The following is a 15,107-nucleotide window of genomic DNA, read 5'->3' on the forward strand; positions in this document are numbered from 1 at the left end:
AAATGCTCATATATCATATATAATGATGTCGAATTGAATAATGATCAATCTTCGGGGCAGGGTGTAATTCCCTACCGGCGGTGATGAGCATAGTCTCTAAGCCCGCGAGCCTTTTTGGCAGGATTCGGTGTGATTCCGAAGCCGACAGTATAGTCTGGATGGGAGAAGATGGAGGTTCATAAACGTTGAAAACATTGATGTTCACACGTTTATTTGTCTAGCCCAATTTCCCCGCTCCTGTTTTCAAGGGCGGTTTTTTTGTGGCTAAAATGGAACAATCCTCTTTTCGAAAGATTTGATCGAAAAGGAGAGAGAATATTGAATCAAAGTAAAGTAAAGCGTTTAGTTGTTACCAGTATGCTCAGCAGTATTTCGTTTGTGTTAATTTTATTGGATTTTCCTTTCCCTGGTCTTCCAGCGTATTTGAAAATTGATTTTAGTGATATCCCGGCAATTATTGCGATTTTAATTTATGGACCGGGTGCAGGGATTGCTGTTGAGGCATTAAAAAATGTACTGCATTACCTCATTCAAGGCAGTATGTCCGGCGTTCCAGTTGGGCAAGTTGCGAACTTCATTGCAGGCACACTATTTATCTTGCCAGTCGCCTTTATGTTTAAAAAAATCAAATCAGCAAAAGGGATGGCATGGTCTATGATCACGGGTACATTGCTTATGACTGTGATGATGAGTATTTTAAATTACTTCTTATTCCTGCCAGCTTACACATGGTTCTTAAACGCGCCAGAACTATCCGATCATGCGCTCAAGACGACCATTACAGCAGGGATCTTACCATTTAACTTTATTAAAGGAATCATCATTACCATCGTGTTTAGCCTCATTTTTGTGAAAATGCGTCCATGGTTTGAAAATAAACGCCGACTTCAAAATAGTTAATATAAAAAAAGCCCCTGCATAAGGGGCTTTTATACTATTCATGCTTAAGCGGGTCACCATCGAAAGATTCGTCCGCAACTTTGATTGAATCTGTTGGACATCCTTCAAATGCATCAAGCATATCTTCTTCAAGTACTTCTGGAACTTCTACAGTCCCTTGGTTGTCATCAAGCGTAACAAATGCAATGCCTTCATCATCATAATCATAAATGTCTGGAGCAGCTGCACCGCATGCGCCGCAAGCAATACATGTGTCTTTGTCTACAATTGTATATTTTGCCATGTTAAAAAAATACCTCCCAGATTGTTCGATGGAACAAATGGTCTAACCTTTTTAGTTTCACCGATAAAAAACAATTTCCTCAAACCTTATTGTAATGATTTTAATTTCACATTTCAACTGTAAAGTGATTGAGAATGCTTATCACATAAGGGTTTGTTCATAACTTTCCCCCACAAATTGAGTTTAAACATTTCTTCTTCTATGAAATCTGTTAAAATAAAGGGAGAAAATATTCGAATTTTGTCAGGAAGACAGGTGCTTTGGCGAATGACTCTTCATTACTTGGATGTCATGTTAATGGACAGCGTACATAAATTGAACGGCGAACGCTCCATAAGTGCTGTCTACCATCTTTTTAAAGGAAAGAAATCATCACAAACCATACAGGATGCCAGTTTGTTTCAGCTTTCAAAGTACTTCGGCTGTTACCCGGGGTTTACGAGGGATCAGCTGAATCGCTCTGCTATAAAGCTTGACGAAAAGCACTACATCGTAAAAACAGGGGAGACATTCACTGTTACAAATGCAGGACAGCGTATGCTAAACCAGTATTTTTCAGAAAAACCGATGCCCGCTTATTTTCATGGTGCCAAATATCATGATAAAGCAAAGGTGCTATGGATGAGGCTTTCGTTACTTGTACAAGTGCTGTCTCACCATCTGGCTGGATCGCATCAATATGTTCCAATACAAAGAGATGTATCTGTACAAAGCTGGACGAAATCCTTCTTAAAACAGCATCACGAGAAGAATAAGCTTTCGGAAGAGCTGCATCATGAACTAGACAAGCTCCTTTCCCGTATAAGTGATCAAGAGGCGCTGATTTTTGTTTACTCATTGACGTCAAATGAAAGAATTGGGCGTACGTATCAGCAAATGGCAGAGTGGCTAAAAGAAGATGTGTGGTATGTGTACCTGCTTTTTTGGAATGTCCTCCATTATTTTATTCATGCTGCCCAAAAAGGTGAAGCGCAGGTCATGCAGCAGCTCGTAGGTGACCTTGAATTCAAACGCGTGCTAACAACCTCTACCCATAAAACGCTCGAGCTTGTGCAAAAAGGCTATGATATTGATCAGATTGCTCACATTCGATCATTAAAAAAGGCAACGATCGAAGACCATATTGTCGAACTGTCCATACATGAACCGAGCTTCTCAATAGAGCCGTATGTGAGCGAAGAAGAGCAGCAGGCCATTCATGCAGTAGCCAGGGAGCTTCAAACAAATAAAATGAAGCTGATTAAAGAAAAACTCGAACATCCATTTACTTATTTTCAAATAAGATTGGCTCTGACAAGGATGGTGAAAGCAAATGGATAAGCTTCATCAGACGCTCATGCGATATTTTGGTTACGACTCATTTAAAGCAGGTCAAGAGGACATTATTCAAAGTGTACTGAATCAGAAAGATACGGTTGCCATGCTGCCTACTGGCGGAGGGAAGTCCATCTGCTATCAAATTCCCGGCTATATGACTGAAGGATTAGTTCTCATTATTTCGCCGCTGTTATCGCTTATGGAGGACCAAGTCGAACGAATGAAAATGCGCGGAGAAAAACGAGTGGCGGCACTGAACAGCACATTATCTTTTCAGGAGAGACGGCATATCATTCGGCATTTGCCATCATATAAATTTTTATTCGTCGCGCCTGAGGCATTAATGTCAGAGGTGCTGCTAGAACAGCTCAAATCGATGCATATTGGTCTGTTCGTCGTCGATGAAGCCCATTGTATATCCGAATGGGGGCATGATTTCCGTCCGGAATATTCCAAGCTGGGAGAATGGAGAGAAGCATTAGGTCATCCTGTTGCCTTAGCACTGACGGCAACTGCAACAAAACAAACGCTAAAAGATACCGTGCAAACGTTAAGATTGCAGCATCCAGACTTTCATATCCATTCTGTCAACCGGCCAAACATCGCATTAGTCAAAGAAGCGCACGAAACGAAAGAAGCAAAAGAGAAACGGGCCATTGAGCTTGTGGAATTCCTGCAAGGCCCTGGCCTGATTTATTGCCCGACCCGGCAAATGACAGAAGATATGGCGCTCATAATGAAACAAAAAACCCATCAGCGTGTAGAGTATTACCATGGCGGAATGGATGCAGGAGACCGCATGCTTATTCAGCAGCAATTTATCAGCGGACAGCTTGATCTTATTTGTTGTACAAGTGCTTTTGGAATGGGAATTGATAAAGCAGATATACGATTTGTTATTCATATGAGCCCGCCTCAGTCAATTGAAGCATTTATGCAGGAAATTGGAAGAGCAGGACGGGACGGGAAAAATAGTGTGAGCATTCTTTTATATACAGAAGAGGACGCGGATATTCAACAGCATTTAATACAAGCAGAAGGCTTTGATGATCCAGAAATTGATTTCTTCTTAGTTAGACTCACACAAATGCAGACAAATGATGAAAAGAAATTACGTGAACAATTGATGGAATCAGGGCTTCAGGAGACACGTGCAAGAATGCTGATCCATTATTACAGGATGTATCAATCTGACGAGCCTCGTGTGCTCCTGATGAAACTGAAAGAGAAATTGCAGGAAAGACAAACTGAAAAACTGAGAAAAGTGTGGCAATTTAAGGAGCGGATCACAGATCATAGCTGCTTTAGACAATCTCTGTTATCATACTTTTACGAACAGCTTGATCAAACGGAGAGCGCATCCTCTGGCAGCTGCTGCTCTTCTTGCGGACTTGACCTGTCTGATTATGAAAAAAAAGATCAACCATTGGAGCTGAATGAAATGAAACACTGGAAGACCGTGCTGGATCGTATGTTTCATCTGACAAAAGAGGCGCAGCATTGATTGAACAACATCGCCGAATCATCGAAAAATTAACCGATCGACAAGTTGTAGAACAGCTGTATTTCACGCAGCTGCTGATGCTGATCATTTCTTTTTTACTAGGTATATTTATGTTCAATCATTGGACAGATTTTACATCCCTTTGGGAGATCCAAGATGCGCGGATACTGACTTATGGAATTGGCGGCGCTGCGGTTGTGATCATTGTGGATGCGATTGTTATGAAGGTGTTTCCTGCTCATATGTATGATGATGGCGGATTAAATGAAAAAATGTTCAAAAACCGCAGCATCCCGCATATTGTTTGGTTAACACTGCTCATCGCCTTTTCAGAGGAAATTCTATTCCGAGGGATCGTCCAGCAGCAATTTGGATTGGAAATTGCCAGTATTGTGTTTGCGCTCCTTCACTTTCGCTACTTATCAAAAATACTCTTGTTTATCCTTGTGGTTTCAATTAGTATTTTTTTAGGACTTTTATACGAGTGGACTGGGAATTTATTTGTTCCTGTCATGACCCATTTTGTCATTGACTTAGTCTTTGCTTGTCAAATTCGTTTGAAATATAGGGGGAGGGATGAACATGGAAGAAATGTCGAGAATGAAGAGAAAGAAGGAGCAGCTGACAAACATCCATGACGATGATGCAGAGAAAATTTTTGAAGAAGAAGTGCAGCCTTCAGATGACTCTCACTTTCCTACACGAGAAGATTTTCATGAATATAAAAAGCAGCGCACGAAAAAGGTGCGTAATCCATTGTTTACAACACTTGCTATTATCTTTCCTATTATCGTCGTCACAGTGTTCTTCCTTTTGATCTACTACACATCAAAGGAAATCAACCATAATAATAATCAAGATGTATATAATATTGATTCTACATCAAGTGCTGACACAGACCCAGTCCCGTCAGCACTTGTCGAAACGAAAAATGATTCTAATGCTGATAAAGCGGATGCGTCTGATGATGAGAAGCAAAAGAAAGATGAAGAAAAACAGCGATTGAAAGAAAAAGCTGAACAGAAGAAAAAAGAAAAAGCTGCTAAAGAGAAAGAAGAGCGTGAACAAGCAGCGAAAGAAAAAGAACGCGCGAGAGCCGAAGCTGCCAAAAAGCGTGAACAGCAGCAGCTAGCCTTGCAAAAGCAACAGGAAGAGAAAAAACGAAAAGAGGCCGAAGAGAAAAAGAAGCAGGAAGAAAAGCCAGTTCGTGTCGTGCAGCACACCGTTGGTCCAGAGGAAAACCTGTATCGAATTTCAATGAAGTATTACAAAAACCGTTCGGGTGAAGAGAAAATTAGAGCCTATAATCATTTGAAAGGTAACAGCGTGTATAGTGGTCAAGTGCTGAATATTCCACTAGAAAACTAATCACCTGACATGAATGAAGAAGCACGCACATACATATGTAGAAAAAAGGGACAGGGTGTATGTGATGACATTGCACGCAATCAGCCGATATATGGATCAGCCGACACAGAAAATGATGGAAACATTGATCAAAAGAAAGCATAAATATGAGGGCTTTGCCAAGCAGTGCAAAAGATGGCAATGGACAGCCCTTCTATCGCTGGCCATTCTTTTGTTTTATTTTGTGATCACGGCAAATGCGGGAGGCGGCTCGCTTCAGCCGGAAGCCATGATTGCCACACTGCTTGGTCATGAAGTTTTTCTGTTTTGGATCATGGCTGAAGTCTTTGCTTTTTACGCCTCTTATTACTACAAGAAAAAAGAAGAAAAGGCTGAGGATGAATATCATCGGCTTCGATGTGAAATTATACAAAAAAGCACAGATTTATGGCCGCAATCAAATCAGTGGAAAGAGCGCGAGACGGTTTTTCACTATATGCAGAAGCAATACGACATTAATCTCTATTATGAAAGTAAATAAATGAGAAAAAAAGACGTTTAACAGTTGAAACGTCTTTTTTCATTCAAGCGTCTTATGAAAGAAAGATATGTAAGGGAGCCATTTGTGATGAAATATGCCATCGGATTTACTGCCGCCATTGCGGCTGTTACAACAGGTGTGTGTGTAACGGCAAAAATGGTGAAAACGGCAAAACAAAACAACATCAAAAAGCATTACTTTACAATAGAAGCACTTCAATCAGACCGGCCTGCTGTCATTTTCTTTATTTCTGATACACACAGACGTCTCATCAGTGACACTTTATTAGCAGAAATCAGACAGGAAGAGCCAGATGTGATTATGATTGGCGGAGATTTAGCAGAAAAAGGTGTACCCTATGCAAGGATTGAAGAAAATGTGAAACGTTTATCAAGAATTGCGCCGGTTTATTTTGTTTGGGGAAATAATGATCATGAGCTGCACCAGCAAAGGTTTAAAGAGATTCTTCATGCATACGATGTCACGACTTTGCAAAATGAAACGGCTGTATGGAATTTTGAAGGGCAGCGAATCAAAATTGGAGGAATTGATGATATTCGGCTTGAAAAAGCAGATTATGAAGCGATACGGCCTGAGTTTGTGAAAGATGATGTCAATATTCTCTTATCACACAATCCAGATGTACATCATTTGATGAGTGAAGAAGAAGGAATCGATCTTGTCCTGAGCGGTCATACGCATGGGGGACAGATCCGAATTGGGAAATTTGGACCGTATGAAAAAGGAAGAACAGGCCAGGTCAAAGGTGCGTTCTTTCTCATTAGTAATGGCTACGGAACAACAAAAATTCCCTTGCGTCTCGGAGCAGAACCAGAAACCCATCTGATCTATTTAATGCCTCTAAAAACGCGTTAACTTGCGGCACCCTCAATATTTTCCATAAAAGTCACCGTAAGCGTAGCTTCGTGCTTGTCTTCCGTCTTGACACAGTGTAAACTGAATACAAAATTAAGAACCTATGACTCATCATCTCATATACTACAGTATGATGTGTGTTTAGAAGAGGCAGGAGGGAACGTTATGCGACTGGAGCGTCTGAATTATAATAAAATCAAAATTTTTCTCACACTAGATGACCTGACAGACCGAGGTCTTACGAAAGAAGACCTTTGGAAAGATTCGTTCAAAGTCCATCAGCTGTTTAAAGACATGATGAACGAAGCGAATCAGGAGCTCGGTTTTGAAGCGAATGGACCGATTGCTGTTGAAGTATTTTCTCTTCAGGCGCAGGGGATGGTCGTCATTGTCACAAAGAGTCAGCAGGAAGATGCTGATGATGAGTTTGATGAAGATTACATTGAGATGCAAGTCAAGCTCGACGAGAGTAAGCATGTGCTCTATCAATTTGCCTCGTTTGAAGATGTGATTCAACTGTCCCATAGTTTAAGTCGTATTGGACTTTTAGGGGGTACAGTTTACCATTATGAAGGTCAATATTACCTCAGCCTGGATGATGTTGGAGAATTATCTGCTGATACAGTCATTTCGATTTTAGCAGAGTTTGGTTCACCTACGACACTCACCATTCACCGGCTAAAAGAATATGGAAAAGTGATCATGCAAGAAGATGCTGTGAAAACGATTCAAATGTATTTTTAATCACTTTTTTCTATTATATTTAATACTGTTGTGATGAAACAACAGTATTTTTTTATATCCTTTTTTATATTTATAAACGCTGATATTTTATTTTGATAAAAAACGCTTTTTACCTTTGCTTTACCAGTACGAAGGTGTATACTATTGCTTGAAAGGGAGCAGTAGATCATGAAAGATTTCTAGGGGGTTTATTTTAATGGCAGCCGATCAAAACGCCGCTCATAACGCAGAAGATAAGCTAGATGTTTTAAAGTCAACTCAAACCGTCATACATAAAGCGCTAGACAAATTAGGGTATCCGCAGGAAGTGTATGAATTGCTGAAGGAGCCAATTCGTCTATTAACGGTCAAAATTCCAGTACGTATGGATGATGGATCGGTGAAAATTTTCACTGGTTACCGCGCACAGCACAATGATGCTGTCGGTCCAACAAAAGGCGGAATCCGTTTCCACCCGAACGTTACGGAAAAAGAAGTAAAAGCGCTTTCAATTTGGATGAGTTTAAAATGTGGAATTGTGGATCTTCCTTATGGCGGAGGAAAAGGCGGTATTATCTGTGATCCAAGAGAAATGTCATTCAGAGAGCTTGAAAAACTAAGCCGCGGCTATGTTCGCGCCATCAGTCAAATTGTTGGACCAACAAAAGATGTTCCAGCACCAGACGTGTTTACGAACTCTCAAATTATGGCATGGATGATGGATGAATATTCTAGAATTGATGAATTTAACTCGCCAGGATTTATTACAGGAAAACCAATTGTTCTTGGAGGATCACACGGACGTGATACTGCAACAGCAAAAGGTGTGACGATCTGCATCAAAGAAGCGGCGAAGAAAAAAGGAATTGACATTAACGGGGCTCGTGTTGTCGTACAGGGATTCGGAAATGCAGGAAGCTACTTAGCTAAATTCATGTATGATGCTGGAGCAAAAATCGTAGGAATTTCAGATGCGTACGGCGGATTATACGATGAAGATGGTCTAGACATTGACTACTTGCTTGACCGACGTGACAGCTTTGGAACCGTCACTAAACTATTTAACGATACAATTACAAACCAAGAGCTGCTTGAGCTGGATTGTGATATCTTAGTACCTGCAGCCATTGAAAACCAAATCACAGAAGATAATGCGGCAAACATTAAAGCCAAAATTGTCGTAGAAGCAGCAAATGGCCCAACGACACTGGAAGGAACCAAAATTCTTTCAGATCGTGGTGTACTGCTTGTTCCAGACGTACTTGCGAGTGCGGGTGGTGTAACTGTTTCTTACTTTGAATGGGTTCAGAATAACCAAGGGTTCTACTGGACAGAAGAAGAAGTTGAAACTCGTTTAGAAGATATGATGGTGAAATCATTTAATAATATTTATGAAATGGCGCAAAACCGCCGAATTGATATGCGTCTTGCTGCATATATGGTCGGTGTACGTAAAATGGCTGAAGCTTCTCGATTCAGAGGCTGGATTTAAGCGGCTGATTTGCATCGCGCCTTAAAATCTCCTATCCTTAAATAGGAGATTTTTTTATGGAATGGAACAAAGAATCAAACAGCCCAGCAATTGTTATTGCAGTGAAATGACAGGAGTGGAACAAATGAAACAAGAAAAAGCGATCATAATAGGAGGCGGCCCATGCGGGTTATCAGCTGCCATTGCATTCAAGCAAATTGGGATTGATGCACTTGTGATTGAAAAGGGGAATGTCGTGAACAGTATTTATCATTACCCAACACATCAAACCTTTTTTAGTACAAGTGAAAAGCTTGAAATCGGTGATGTTGCTTTTATTACTGAAAACCGTAAGCCCGTTCGTATTCAGGCGCTTTCCTATTACCGAGAGGTCGTCAGACGAAAAAAACTGCGTGTGCATGCTTTTGAAAAAGTAAACGCCGTGACGAAACAAGATGGCCGTTTTACGGTGAATACATCAAAAGACGACTATGCATGTGATTACGTCGTCATTGCGACTGGCTACTATGATCATCCAAACTATATGAACGTCAAAGGAGAAGACCTTCCCCACGTATATCACTATTTTAAAGAAGGACATCCATATTTTGATAAAGATGTGACGGTGATCGGCGGGAAGAACTCCAGTGTTGATGCTGCGTTAGAACTTGTGAAATGCGGAAGCAGAGTCACTGTGCTGTATAGAGGAACTGAATATTCATCCAGCATCAAGCCTTGGATTTTACCAGAGTTTGAAGCGCTTGTCCGTAATGGAACGATTCGAATGGAGTTTGGTGCGCAGGTGAAAGAAATCACAGAAGAAGATGTGATCTTCACAAACCAGCAAAATCAAACGGATCGAGTGAAAAGTGACTATGTATTTGCCATGACTGGCTATCACCCAGATCATTCTTTCTTAGAAAAAATGGGTGTCACGATTGACCAAGAATCAGGCCGTCCAGCATTTGATGAAGAGACGATGGAAACGAATGTTGAAGGCATTTTCATTGCAGGAGTCATTGCAGCTGGAAATAATGCCAATGAAATTTTTATCGAAAATGGAAGATTTCATGGCGGACTCATTGCAGAAGAAATCAAAAAAAGAATTAACGGATAAAAAAAGAACTGAATCCTTCAAAGGGGTTCGGTTCTTTTTTTATAAATTGGGATTATATAGAAAGGTATTTTTAGAAAAATGGGCCCGAGTCATATAAAAAAAGGGTAAATCATGGTACGATAATGAAGGATAATGTAGGGAAAGAGGTCTGGTTATGATCGCAATCATCTCAGCAGGTTTAGCTCCCGGCATCGCACTTTTAAGTTATTTTTATTTGAAAGATCAGTACGACAATGAGCCGGTTCACATGGTCATCAGATCTTTTATGCTAGGTGTCATACTTGTGTTTCCAACCATGTTTATTCAATATGTCCTTCAAGAGGAAAATATTGCAACAAATCCTATCTTGATTTCATTTGTGACGTCGGGCTTTTTAGAAGAATCATTAAAATGGTTTATTTTAATGGTCAGCGTTTATGCACATGCCCAGTTTGACGAACACTATGACGGAATTGTGTATGGAACGAGTGTCTCACTTGGTTTTGCAACACTTGAAAATATCCTTTACTTAGTCGGCCACGGGGTCGAATATGCGTTTACCCGTGCTTTATTACCTGTATCAAGTCACGCATTATTTGGTGTTGTGATGGGATTTTATATCGGAAAAGCCCGCTTCTCTGATAAAAAAGAGCAGCGCAAATGGCTGATCCTTTCTTTAACGCTCCCTGTGCTGTTTCACGGCCTGTATGATTTCATTCTATTAGGGATGAAAAACTGGGGATATATCATGGTGCCGTTCATGATTTTTTTATGGTGGTTTGGTTTAAGGAAAGCAAAAAAAGCCCGTGCGGTAAAAATGGTGCAAATTTAATTTGGAAAACGTCCTATTTGTTTATAGGGCGTTTTTTTGTCTTTTCCATCCAATTCTCTCCTGTGTTGAATGTATAAAAATAGGGATCGGAAGAAACATATATTCAAACATCAAAAGTACAGGAGGATCAAATATGGATAAAGCTCGTTTCATGAAACAAATTGTTCTTATCTTCTCAATCGTTCTTCTTGCGTCTTCACTTTTGACAGCCAGTAAAAGTGAAGCATTCACCGGCCAAGTCATCCAGCGCGGGGCAACAGGAGAAGATGTAGTCGAGCTGCAAGCGCGGCTCCAATACAATGGGTTTTACAATGGCAAAATCGATGGCGTCTATGGCTGGGGGACGTACTGGGCCGTTCGCAACTTTCAAAACCAATTTGGCATGAAGAAGGTCGATGGACTTGTAGGTGAGAAAACAAAAAACTTATTAGTTCAAAAGACGAAATACTACAAAGAGTTTGTTCAAAAACAGCTGCAGCAAGGGAACCAGTTTACCCATTATGGCGGAAAGCCTCTTGATCAGCAAACAAAGGCTCCTGCGCAAAAAAGCTCGCAAAAAAAGACAGCCCAAGGTACAAAAGAAAATCAAAAAAGTCAAAGTGGATCATCTGGGAAGTCCGGCAATCAGTCAGGCAGCCAGCAGGGAAATCAAACACCAAAACAAACAGCAGCCAACATGCCTGGTGGATTTTCTAGTAATGACATTCAGCTCTTGTCGCAAGCTGTTTACAGTGAAGCAAGAGGTGAGCCGTATGAAGGACAGGTGGCCATCGCGTCCGTTATCTTAAACCGCTTGAACAATCCGACCTTTCCAAATACGATCGCAGGAGTCATTTTTGAACCGCTTGCGTTTACTGCTGTAGCAGATGGGCAATTTTATATGACGCCAGATGAAACGGCAAAAAAAGCTGTATTTGATGCAATCAATGGCTGGGATCCATCTGAGAGCGCCATCTATTACTTTAATCCTGATACAGCAACAAGTCCATGGATTTGGGGAAGACCACAAATTAAACGAATCGGGAAACATATATTCTGCGAATAAAAAGGGGTGTAAAAATGATCAGAGGAATATTGATTGCTATTTTAGGAATTGCTGTCATCTCAACAGGTTACTGGGGCTATAAAGAACATCAAGAAAAAGACGCCGTCCTGCTTCATGCTGAGAACAACTACCAAAGAGCCTTCCACGATTTAACGTATCAGGTGGATCAGCTGCATGACAAACTGGGCGCAACACTTGCGATGAACAGCCAAACATCCATCTCACCAGCACTTGCAGATGTATGGAGAATGTCATCAGAAGCGCATAACAATGTCAGCCAGCTCCCGCTTACATTGATGCCTTTTAATAAAACGGAAGAATTTCTGGCGAATGTCGGAGACTTTAGCTACAAATCATCAGTCAAATCTTTATCAGATGAACCATTAAATAAAGATACACACAAAACCATTACAGCTCTATATAATCAAGCGTCAGATATCCAAAACGAACTTAGACAAGTGCAGCACCTCGTACTTAATAAAAACTTAAAATGGATGGATGTTGAAATGGCGCTCGCTGACGGCGATCGAAAGAACGACAACACCATCATTGACGGGCTGAAAACAGTCGAGAGAAATGCAGATGCATTTGCAGATGTCGATCTTGGGCCTACAAATGTGTCCACAGAAAAAGAAACACAAGGATACAATCATTTAAAAGGCGATAAGATTTCAAAAAAAGAAGCGATCCGCATTGCACAGCAATTCACACCTGACCATAATCAACATTTTAAAGTGAGAAAAAGCGGCAGCAAAACCAATCGCGACGTGTACAGCTTATCGATGTCTGATCCAGACAGCCATGCAAACTTTTATTTAGACTTAACTGAAAAAGGAGGACACCCAGTTTACCTTCTTCAGAATCGTGACGTGAAAAAACAGAAAATCAGTTTAAATGATGCATCAGAAAAAGCACTCAGCTTTTTAAAGAAGCAAGGGTTTGATACAGAATCGTTCCATATAGATGAAAGTGCACAATTTGATAATATCGGTGTATTTACCTATGTTCCTCTTCAGAAAAATGTTCTGCTTTATCCAGATAGCATACGCATGAAAGTCGCATTGGACGATGGTGAGGTTGTTGGGTTTTCAGCGAAGGATTATTTAACGAATCATAAAACACGTGACATTAAATCACCTAAAATCTCGCAAAAAGAAGCGAAGAAAACATTAAATCAGCATGTAAAGATCGAAGATACTCATTTAGCGATTGTGCAAAATGATATGTCAGAGGAAGTTCTGTGCTATGAGTTCCTCGGAACGATAAAAAACGATACGTATCGCATGTTCATTAATGCAGATACTGGAAAAGAAGAACGAGTAGATAAACTAAAAAACGCAGAACCTATATATAAAGACCTATAGAAAAGGAAACAAGGAAAAGGCTAATAAGTCTTTTCCTTTTGTTTTAGACATGGTTTAATATAGGAGAGGATACGATTTCACAGATGAAAAGAGTGATGAGGAATGTTACAAATAGGGGATGCAATCACAATTGAATATGTCAATGAGAACAAAGAAGTGAAAACAGCAAAATCGAAGGTTTTGGAAAATAATAACGATGATATTTGCATTAATTATCCAGCTGATAAAGAAACGGGACGCACTATCTACTTAAACCAGCAAACAGAAATCACCGTCTTCTTTTTTGACGAAAACCAAATTCCATACAAATGTACAAGCGAAGTCATCGGAAAAAGAAAAGAAGATATCCCGATGATTGTTATTTCCATTCCGCCAAAAGAAAAAATGATTCGGCTTCAGCGAAGAGAATATCTGAGAGTGGATACGATGGTCAAAGCCACCATTATGCAAACGGATGAAGAGGCCTTTGAAACGTTTATTGTGAATATGAGCGCTGGCGGCGTAGCAATTTCTGTTCCTAAGGGCGTGTCATTGAAAGAATATGGAGAAGTGGTCACAGAGTTTGAACTTCCCCTAAAAGAGCCCGTGAAAATAAAAGCGGTTGCAGAGATGAATCGAGTATATCAAGATGAACAGTCTGGCAAAACAAGAGCGATCATGGAGTTTTCAGAGATCACAAATGATCACCAGCAGCACATCATGAAATACTGCTTCCAGCAGCAGCTTTTAACACGTGTGAAAAAAGCATAAGAATAAAGGGTGTAAAAAGCTTCCATACTAGAGAGGAAAGAATCTAGCGTGGAGGCTTTTTGTATGAAGACAACGGAAAGATGGTTATTGAAAGTGGTGCTCATTCAGCTTGTTTTATTGCTAACTGTTCAGATTACACTTCATTTGACGAAAGGAGAGCTTTTTTTGTCAAAAGTCGTGCAGTATGAGGGTGTGAATAACATGAGTATTGAAGAATGGATTGAAACGTTTAAGCAGAAGGATTGATAGAAAATTCCCCCGTTTGAGCGGGATCGTGTTACAATTCATAAGGGAGATTCAATCAAGGAGAGGTATTATGAAAAAGAAATTATCTATTGCAATTGACGGTCCTGCAGCAGCAGGCAAAAGCACTGTGGCAAAAATTGTCGCAGCCAAAAAATCATATATTTATATTGATACAGGTGCTATGTACCGCGCGATTACACTTGCGGCACTCAATCAAGGTGTAGACCTTGAAGACGAACAGGCACTTGATTCATTACTGAAAAAAACGGTCATTGAACTAGTAACAACAGACGAGGGTCAAAAAGTCCATCTAAACAATACGGATGTCACAGAGGATATTCGCACAGACCGCGTAAGCAACCAGGTATCGGTTGTTGCAAAGCACAGAGCTGTTCGGGAAGAAATGGTCCGCAGGCAGCAAGAGCTTGGCAAACGAGGCGGCGTCGTTATGGACGGAAGAGACATAGGCACTCATGTACTTCCAGATGCTGAAGTGAAAATTTTCTTGCTTGCATCAGTAGAAGAAAGAGCAAAACGCCGCTTTGAAGAGAATCAGAAAAAAGGCTACGATGTCAATTACGATCAGCTGATCGAAGAGATTGCAAGACGCGATAAGCTTGATTCTGAGCGCGAAGTTTCACCTTTGAAGAAAGCGGATGACGCCATTGAAATTGACACCACTTCCCTTTCTATTCAAGAGGTGGCAGGGAAAATTTTAGATGCAGCAGACCGCGTGGAGAAACAGTAAGAAATTTTAGAAAACTTTTATAAGTTAGAGGTTTATCTCTTGACAAACAAGGTCTTTTATTAGA

Annotated in this window: 17 protein-coding genes and 1 riboswitch; of the genes, 16 read left to right on the forward strand and 1 reads right to left on the reverse strand. The window is 40.5% G+C overall.

The genetic code is table 11. From position 1 onward, the window contains the following. The first annotated feature begins 43 nt into the window (after positions 1-43). Positions 44-174: riboswitch (FMN riboswitch) on the forward strand. Between the two features lie 144 nt (positions 175-318). Continuing rightward, a complete protein-coding gene (gene fmnP / locus BA81_RS03335) occupies positions 319-900 on the forward strand; it encodes a riboflavin transporter FmnP (protein ID WP_034280389.1) in 582 nt (193 codons plus the stop codon). Between the two features lie 34 nt (positions 901-934). Here fmnP and BA81_RS03340 read toward each other — a convergent pair whose 3' ends face one another. Further along, entirely contained in the window at positions 935-1,183 is a 249-nt protein-coding gene (locus BA81_RS03340; RefSeq protein WP_008361239.1) for a ferredoxin, read from the reverse strand. Between the two features lie 267 nt (positions 1,184-1,450). On the opposite strand from BA81_RS03340, the gene BA81_RS03345 reads away from it, so the two are divergent. From BA81_RS03345 to cmk, 15 genes are all read left to right on the forward strand, one after another. Further along, the gene (locus BA81_RS03345) at positions 1,451-2,503 is read left to right on the forward strand and encodes a YpbB family protein (protein WP_034280391.1); all 1,053 of its coding nucleotides are present in this window, start codon (positions 1,451-1,453) and stop codon (positions 2,501-2,503) included. Further along, positions 2,496-4,004 carry a RecQ family ATP-dependent DNA helicase gene (locus BA81_RS03350; RefSeq protein WP_034280393.1) on the forward strand — a complete coding sequence of 503 codons (1,509 nt, stop codon included), beginning with the start codon at positions 2,496-2,498 and terminating at the stop codon, positions 4,002-4,004. The genes BA81_RS03345 and BA81_RS03350 overlap by 8 nt, the downstream gene beginning before the upstream one ends. After that, entirely contained in the window at positions 4,001-4,642 is a 642-nt protein-coding gene (locus BA81_RS03355) for a CPBP family intramembrane glutamic endopeptidase (RefSeq protein ID WP_034280396.1), read from the forward strand. Before BA81_RS03350 ends, BA81_RS03355 begins: the two co-directional genes overlap by 4 nt. Then, positions 4,587-5,372, forward strand: coding sequence for a LysM peptidoglycan-binding domain-containing protein (locus tag BA81_RS03360; RefSeq protein ID WP_034280398.1), 786 nt, complete (start codon positions 4,587-4,589; stop codon positions 5,370-5,372). Before BA81_RS03355 ends, BA81_RS03360 begins: the two co-directional genes overlap by 56 nt. Positions 5,373-5,436: 64 nt before the next feature. Continuing rightward, positions 5,437-5,892: a DUF2663 family protein gene (locus tag BA81_RS03365; protein ID WP_025093048.1), complete on the forward strand. Its 456-nt coding sequence runs from the start codon at positions 5,437-5,439 to the stop codon at positions 5,890-5,892. An 87-nt stretch (positions 5,893-5,979) separates the two neighbouring features. Continuing rightward, positions 5,980-6,768, forward strand: a complete 789-nt coding sequence (locus tag BA81_RS03370; protein ID WP_034280400.1) for a metallophosphoesterase — start codon at positions 5,980-5,982, stop codon at positions 6,766-6,768. Positions 6,769-6,933: 165 nt separating this feature from the next. Further along, complete coding sequence (locus BA81_RS03375; protein WP_024428080.1) at positions 6,934-7,512, forward strand: genetic competence negative regulator; 579 nt, start codon at positions 6,934-6,936, stop codon at positions 7,510-7,512. Positions 7,513-7,708: 196 nt separating this feature from the next. Further along, positions 7,709-8,983 carry a Glu/Leu/Phe/Val family dehydrogenase gene (locus tag BA81_RS03380; protein ID WP_007500982.1) on the forward strand — a complete coding sequence of 425 codons (1,275 nt, stop codon included), beginning with the start codon at positions 7,709-7,711 and terminating at the stop codon, positions 8,981-8,983. A gap of 124 nt (positions 8,984-9,107) precedes the next feature. Then, complete coding sequence (locus BA81_RS03385; protein ID WP_034280402.1) at positions 9,108-10,079, forward strand: YpdA family putative bacillithiol disulfide reductase; 972 nt, start codon at positions 9,108-9,110, stop codon at positions 10,077-10,079. Between the two features lie 154 nt (positions 10,080-10,233). After that, a complete protein-coding gene (gene prsW / locus BA81_RS03390; RefSeq protein WP_024422824.1) occupies positions 10,234-10,890 on the forward strand; it encodes a glutamic-type intramembrane protease PrsW in 657 nt (218 codons plus the stop codon). 133 nt (positions 10,891-11,023) lie between these two features. Continuing rightward, complete coding sequence (gene sleB, locus BA81_RS03395) at positions 11,024-11,935, forward strand: spore cortex-lytic enzyme (protein ID WP_034280405.1); 912 nt, start codon at positions 11,024-11,026, stop codon at positions 11,933-11,935. 14 nt (positions 11,936-11,949) lie between these two features. Next, entirely contained in the window at positions 11,950-13,299 is a 1,350-nt protein-coding gene (ypeB, locus tag BA81_RS03400) for a germination protein YpeB (RefSeq protein WP_034280407.1), read from the forward strand. A 102-nt stretch (positions 13,300-13,401) separates the two neighbouring features. Further along, positions 13,402-14,049 (forward strand): flagellar brake protein, encoded by a 648-nt coding sequence (locus BA81_RS03405; protein WP_034280409.1) that lies wholly within the window; start codon positions 13,402-13,404, stop codon positions 14,047-14,049. 63 nt (positions 14,050-14,112) lie between these two features. Further along, entirely contained in the window at positions 14,113-14,295 is a 183-nt protein-coding gene (locus BA81_RS03410) for a DUF5359 family protein (RefSeq protein WP_034280411.1), read from the forward strand. Between the two features lie 70 nt (positions 14,296-14,365). Next, positions 14,366-15,043, forward strand: coding sequence for a (d)CMP kinase (gene cmk, locus BA81_RS03415; protein ID WP_024428083.1), 678 nt, complete (start codon positions 14,366-14,368; stop codon positions 15,041-15,043). Positions 15,044-15,107 lie beyond the last annotated feature (64 nt).

The sequence above is a fragment of the Bacillus safensis FO-36b genome, from assembly GCF_000691165.1.
In the GTDB taxonomy this organism is placed as follows: Bacteria; Bacillota; Bacilli; order Bacillales; family Bacillaceae; genus Bacillus; species Bacillus safensis.

What these genes read in the sequence shown, in the direction of transcription:
- BA81_RS03380 (WP_007500982.1), top strand. Translation starts at nt 7,709, where the DNA reads ATGGCAGCCGATCAAAACGCCGCTCATAACGCAGAAGATAAGCTAGAT.
- BA81_RS03365 (WP_025093048.1), top strand. Translation starts at nt 5,437, where the DNA reads ATGACATTGCACGCAATCAGCCGATATATGGATCAGCCGACACAGAAA.
- BA81_RS03385 (WP_034280402.1), top strand. Translation starts at nt 9,108, where the DNA reads ATGAAACAAGAAAAAGCGATCATAATAGGAGGCGGCCCATGCGGGTTA.
- BA81_RS03340 (WP_008361239.1), bottom strand. Translation starts at nt 1,183, where the DNA reads ATGGCAAAATATACAATTGTAGACAAAGACACATGTATTGCTTGCGGC.
- ypeB (WP_034280407.1), top strand. Translation starts at nt 11,950, where the DNA reads ATGATCAGAGGAATATTGATTGCTATTTTAGGAATTGCTGTCATCTCA.
- BA81_RS03375 (WP_024428080.1), top strand. Translation starts at nt 6,934, where the DNA reads ATGCGACTGGAGCGTCTGAATTATAATAAAATCAAAATTTTTCTCACA.
- BA81_RS03345 (WP_034280391.1), top strand. Translation starts at nt 1,451, where the DNA reads ATGACTCTTCATTACTTGGATGTCATGTTAATGGACAGCGTACATAAA.
- BA81_RS03410 (WP_034280411.1), top strand. Translation starts at nt 14,113, where the DNA reads ATGAAGACAACGGAAAGATGGTTATTGAAAGTGGTGCTCATTCAGCTT.
- sleB (WP_034280405.1), top strand. Translation starts at nt 11,024, where the DNA reads ATGGATAAAGCTCGTTTCATGAAACAAATTGTTCTTATCTTCTCAATC.
- BA81_RS03360 (WP_034280398.1), top strand. Translation starts at nt 4,587, where the DNA reads ATGGAAGAAATGTCGAGAATGAAGAGAAAGAAGGAGCAGCTGACAAAC.
- BA81_RS03370 (WP_034280400.1), top strand. Translation starts at nt 5,980, where the DNA reads ATGAAATATGCCATCGGATTTACTGCCGCCATTGCGGCTGTTACAACA.
- cmk (WP_024428083.1), top strand. Translation starts at nt 14,366, where the DNA reads ATGAAAAAGAAATTATCTATTGCAATTGACGGTCCTGCAGCAGCAGGC.
- BA81_RS03405 (WP_034280409.1), top strand. Translation starts at nt 13,402, where the DNA reads ATGTTACAAATAGGGGATGCAATCACAATTGAATATGTCAATGAGAAC.
- BA81_RS03350 (WP_034280393.1), top strand. Translation starts at nt 2,496, where the DNA reads ATGGATAAGCTTCATCAGACGCTCATGCGATATTTTGGTTACGACTCA.
- prsW (WP_024422824.1), top strand. Translation starts at nt 10,234, where the DNA reads ATGATCGCAATCATCTCAGCAGGTTTAGCTCCCGGCATCGCACTTTTA.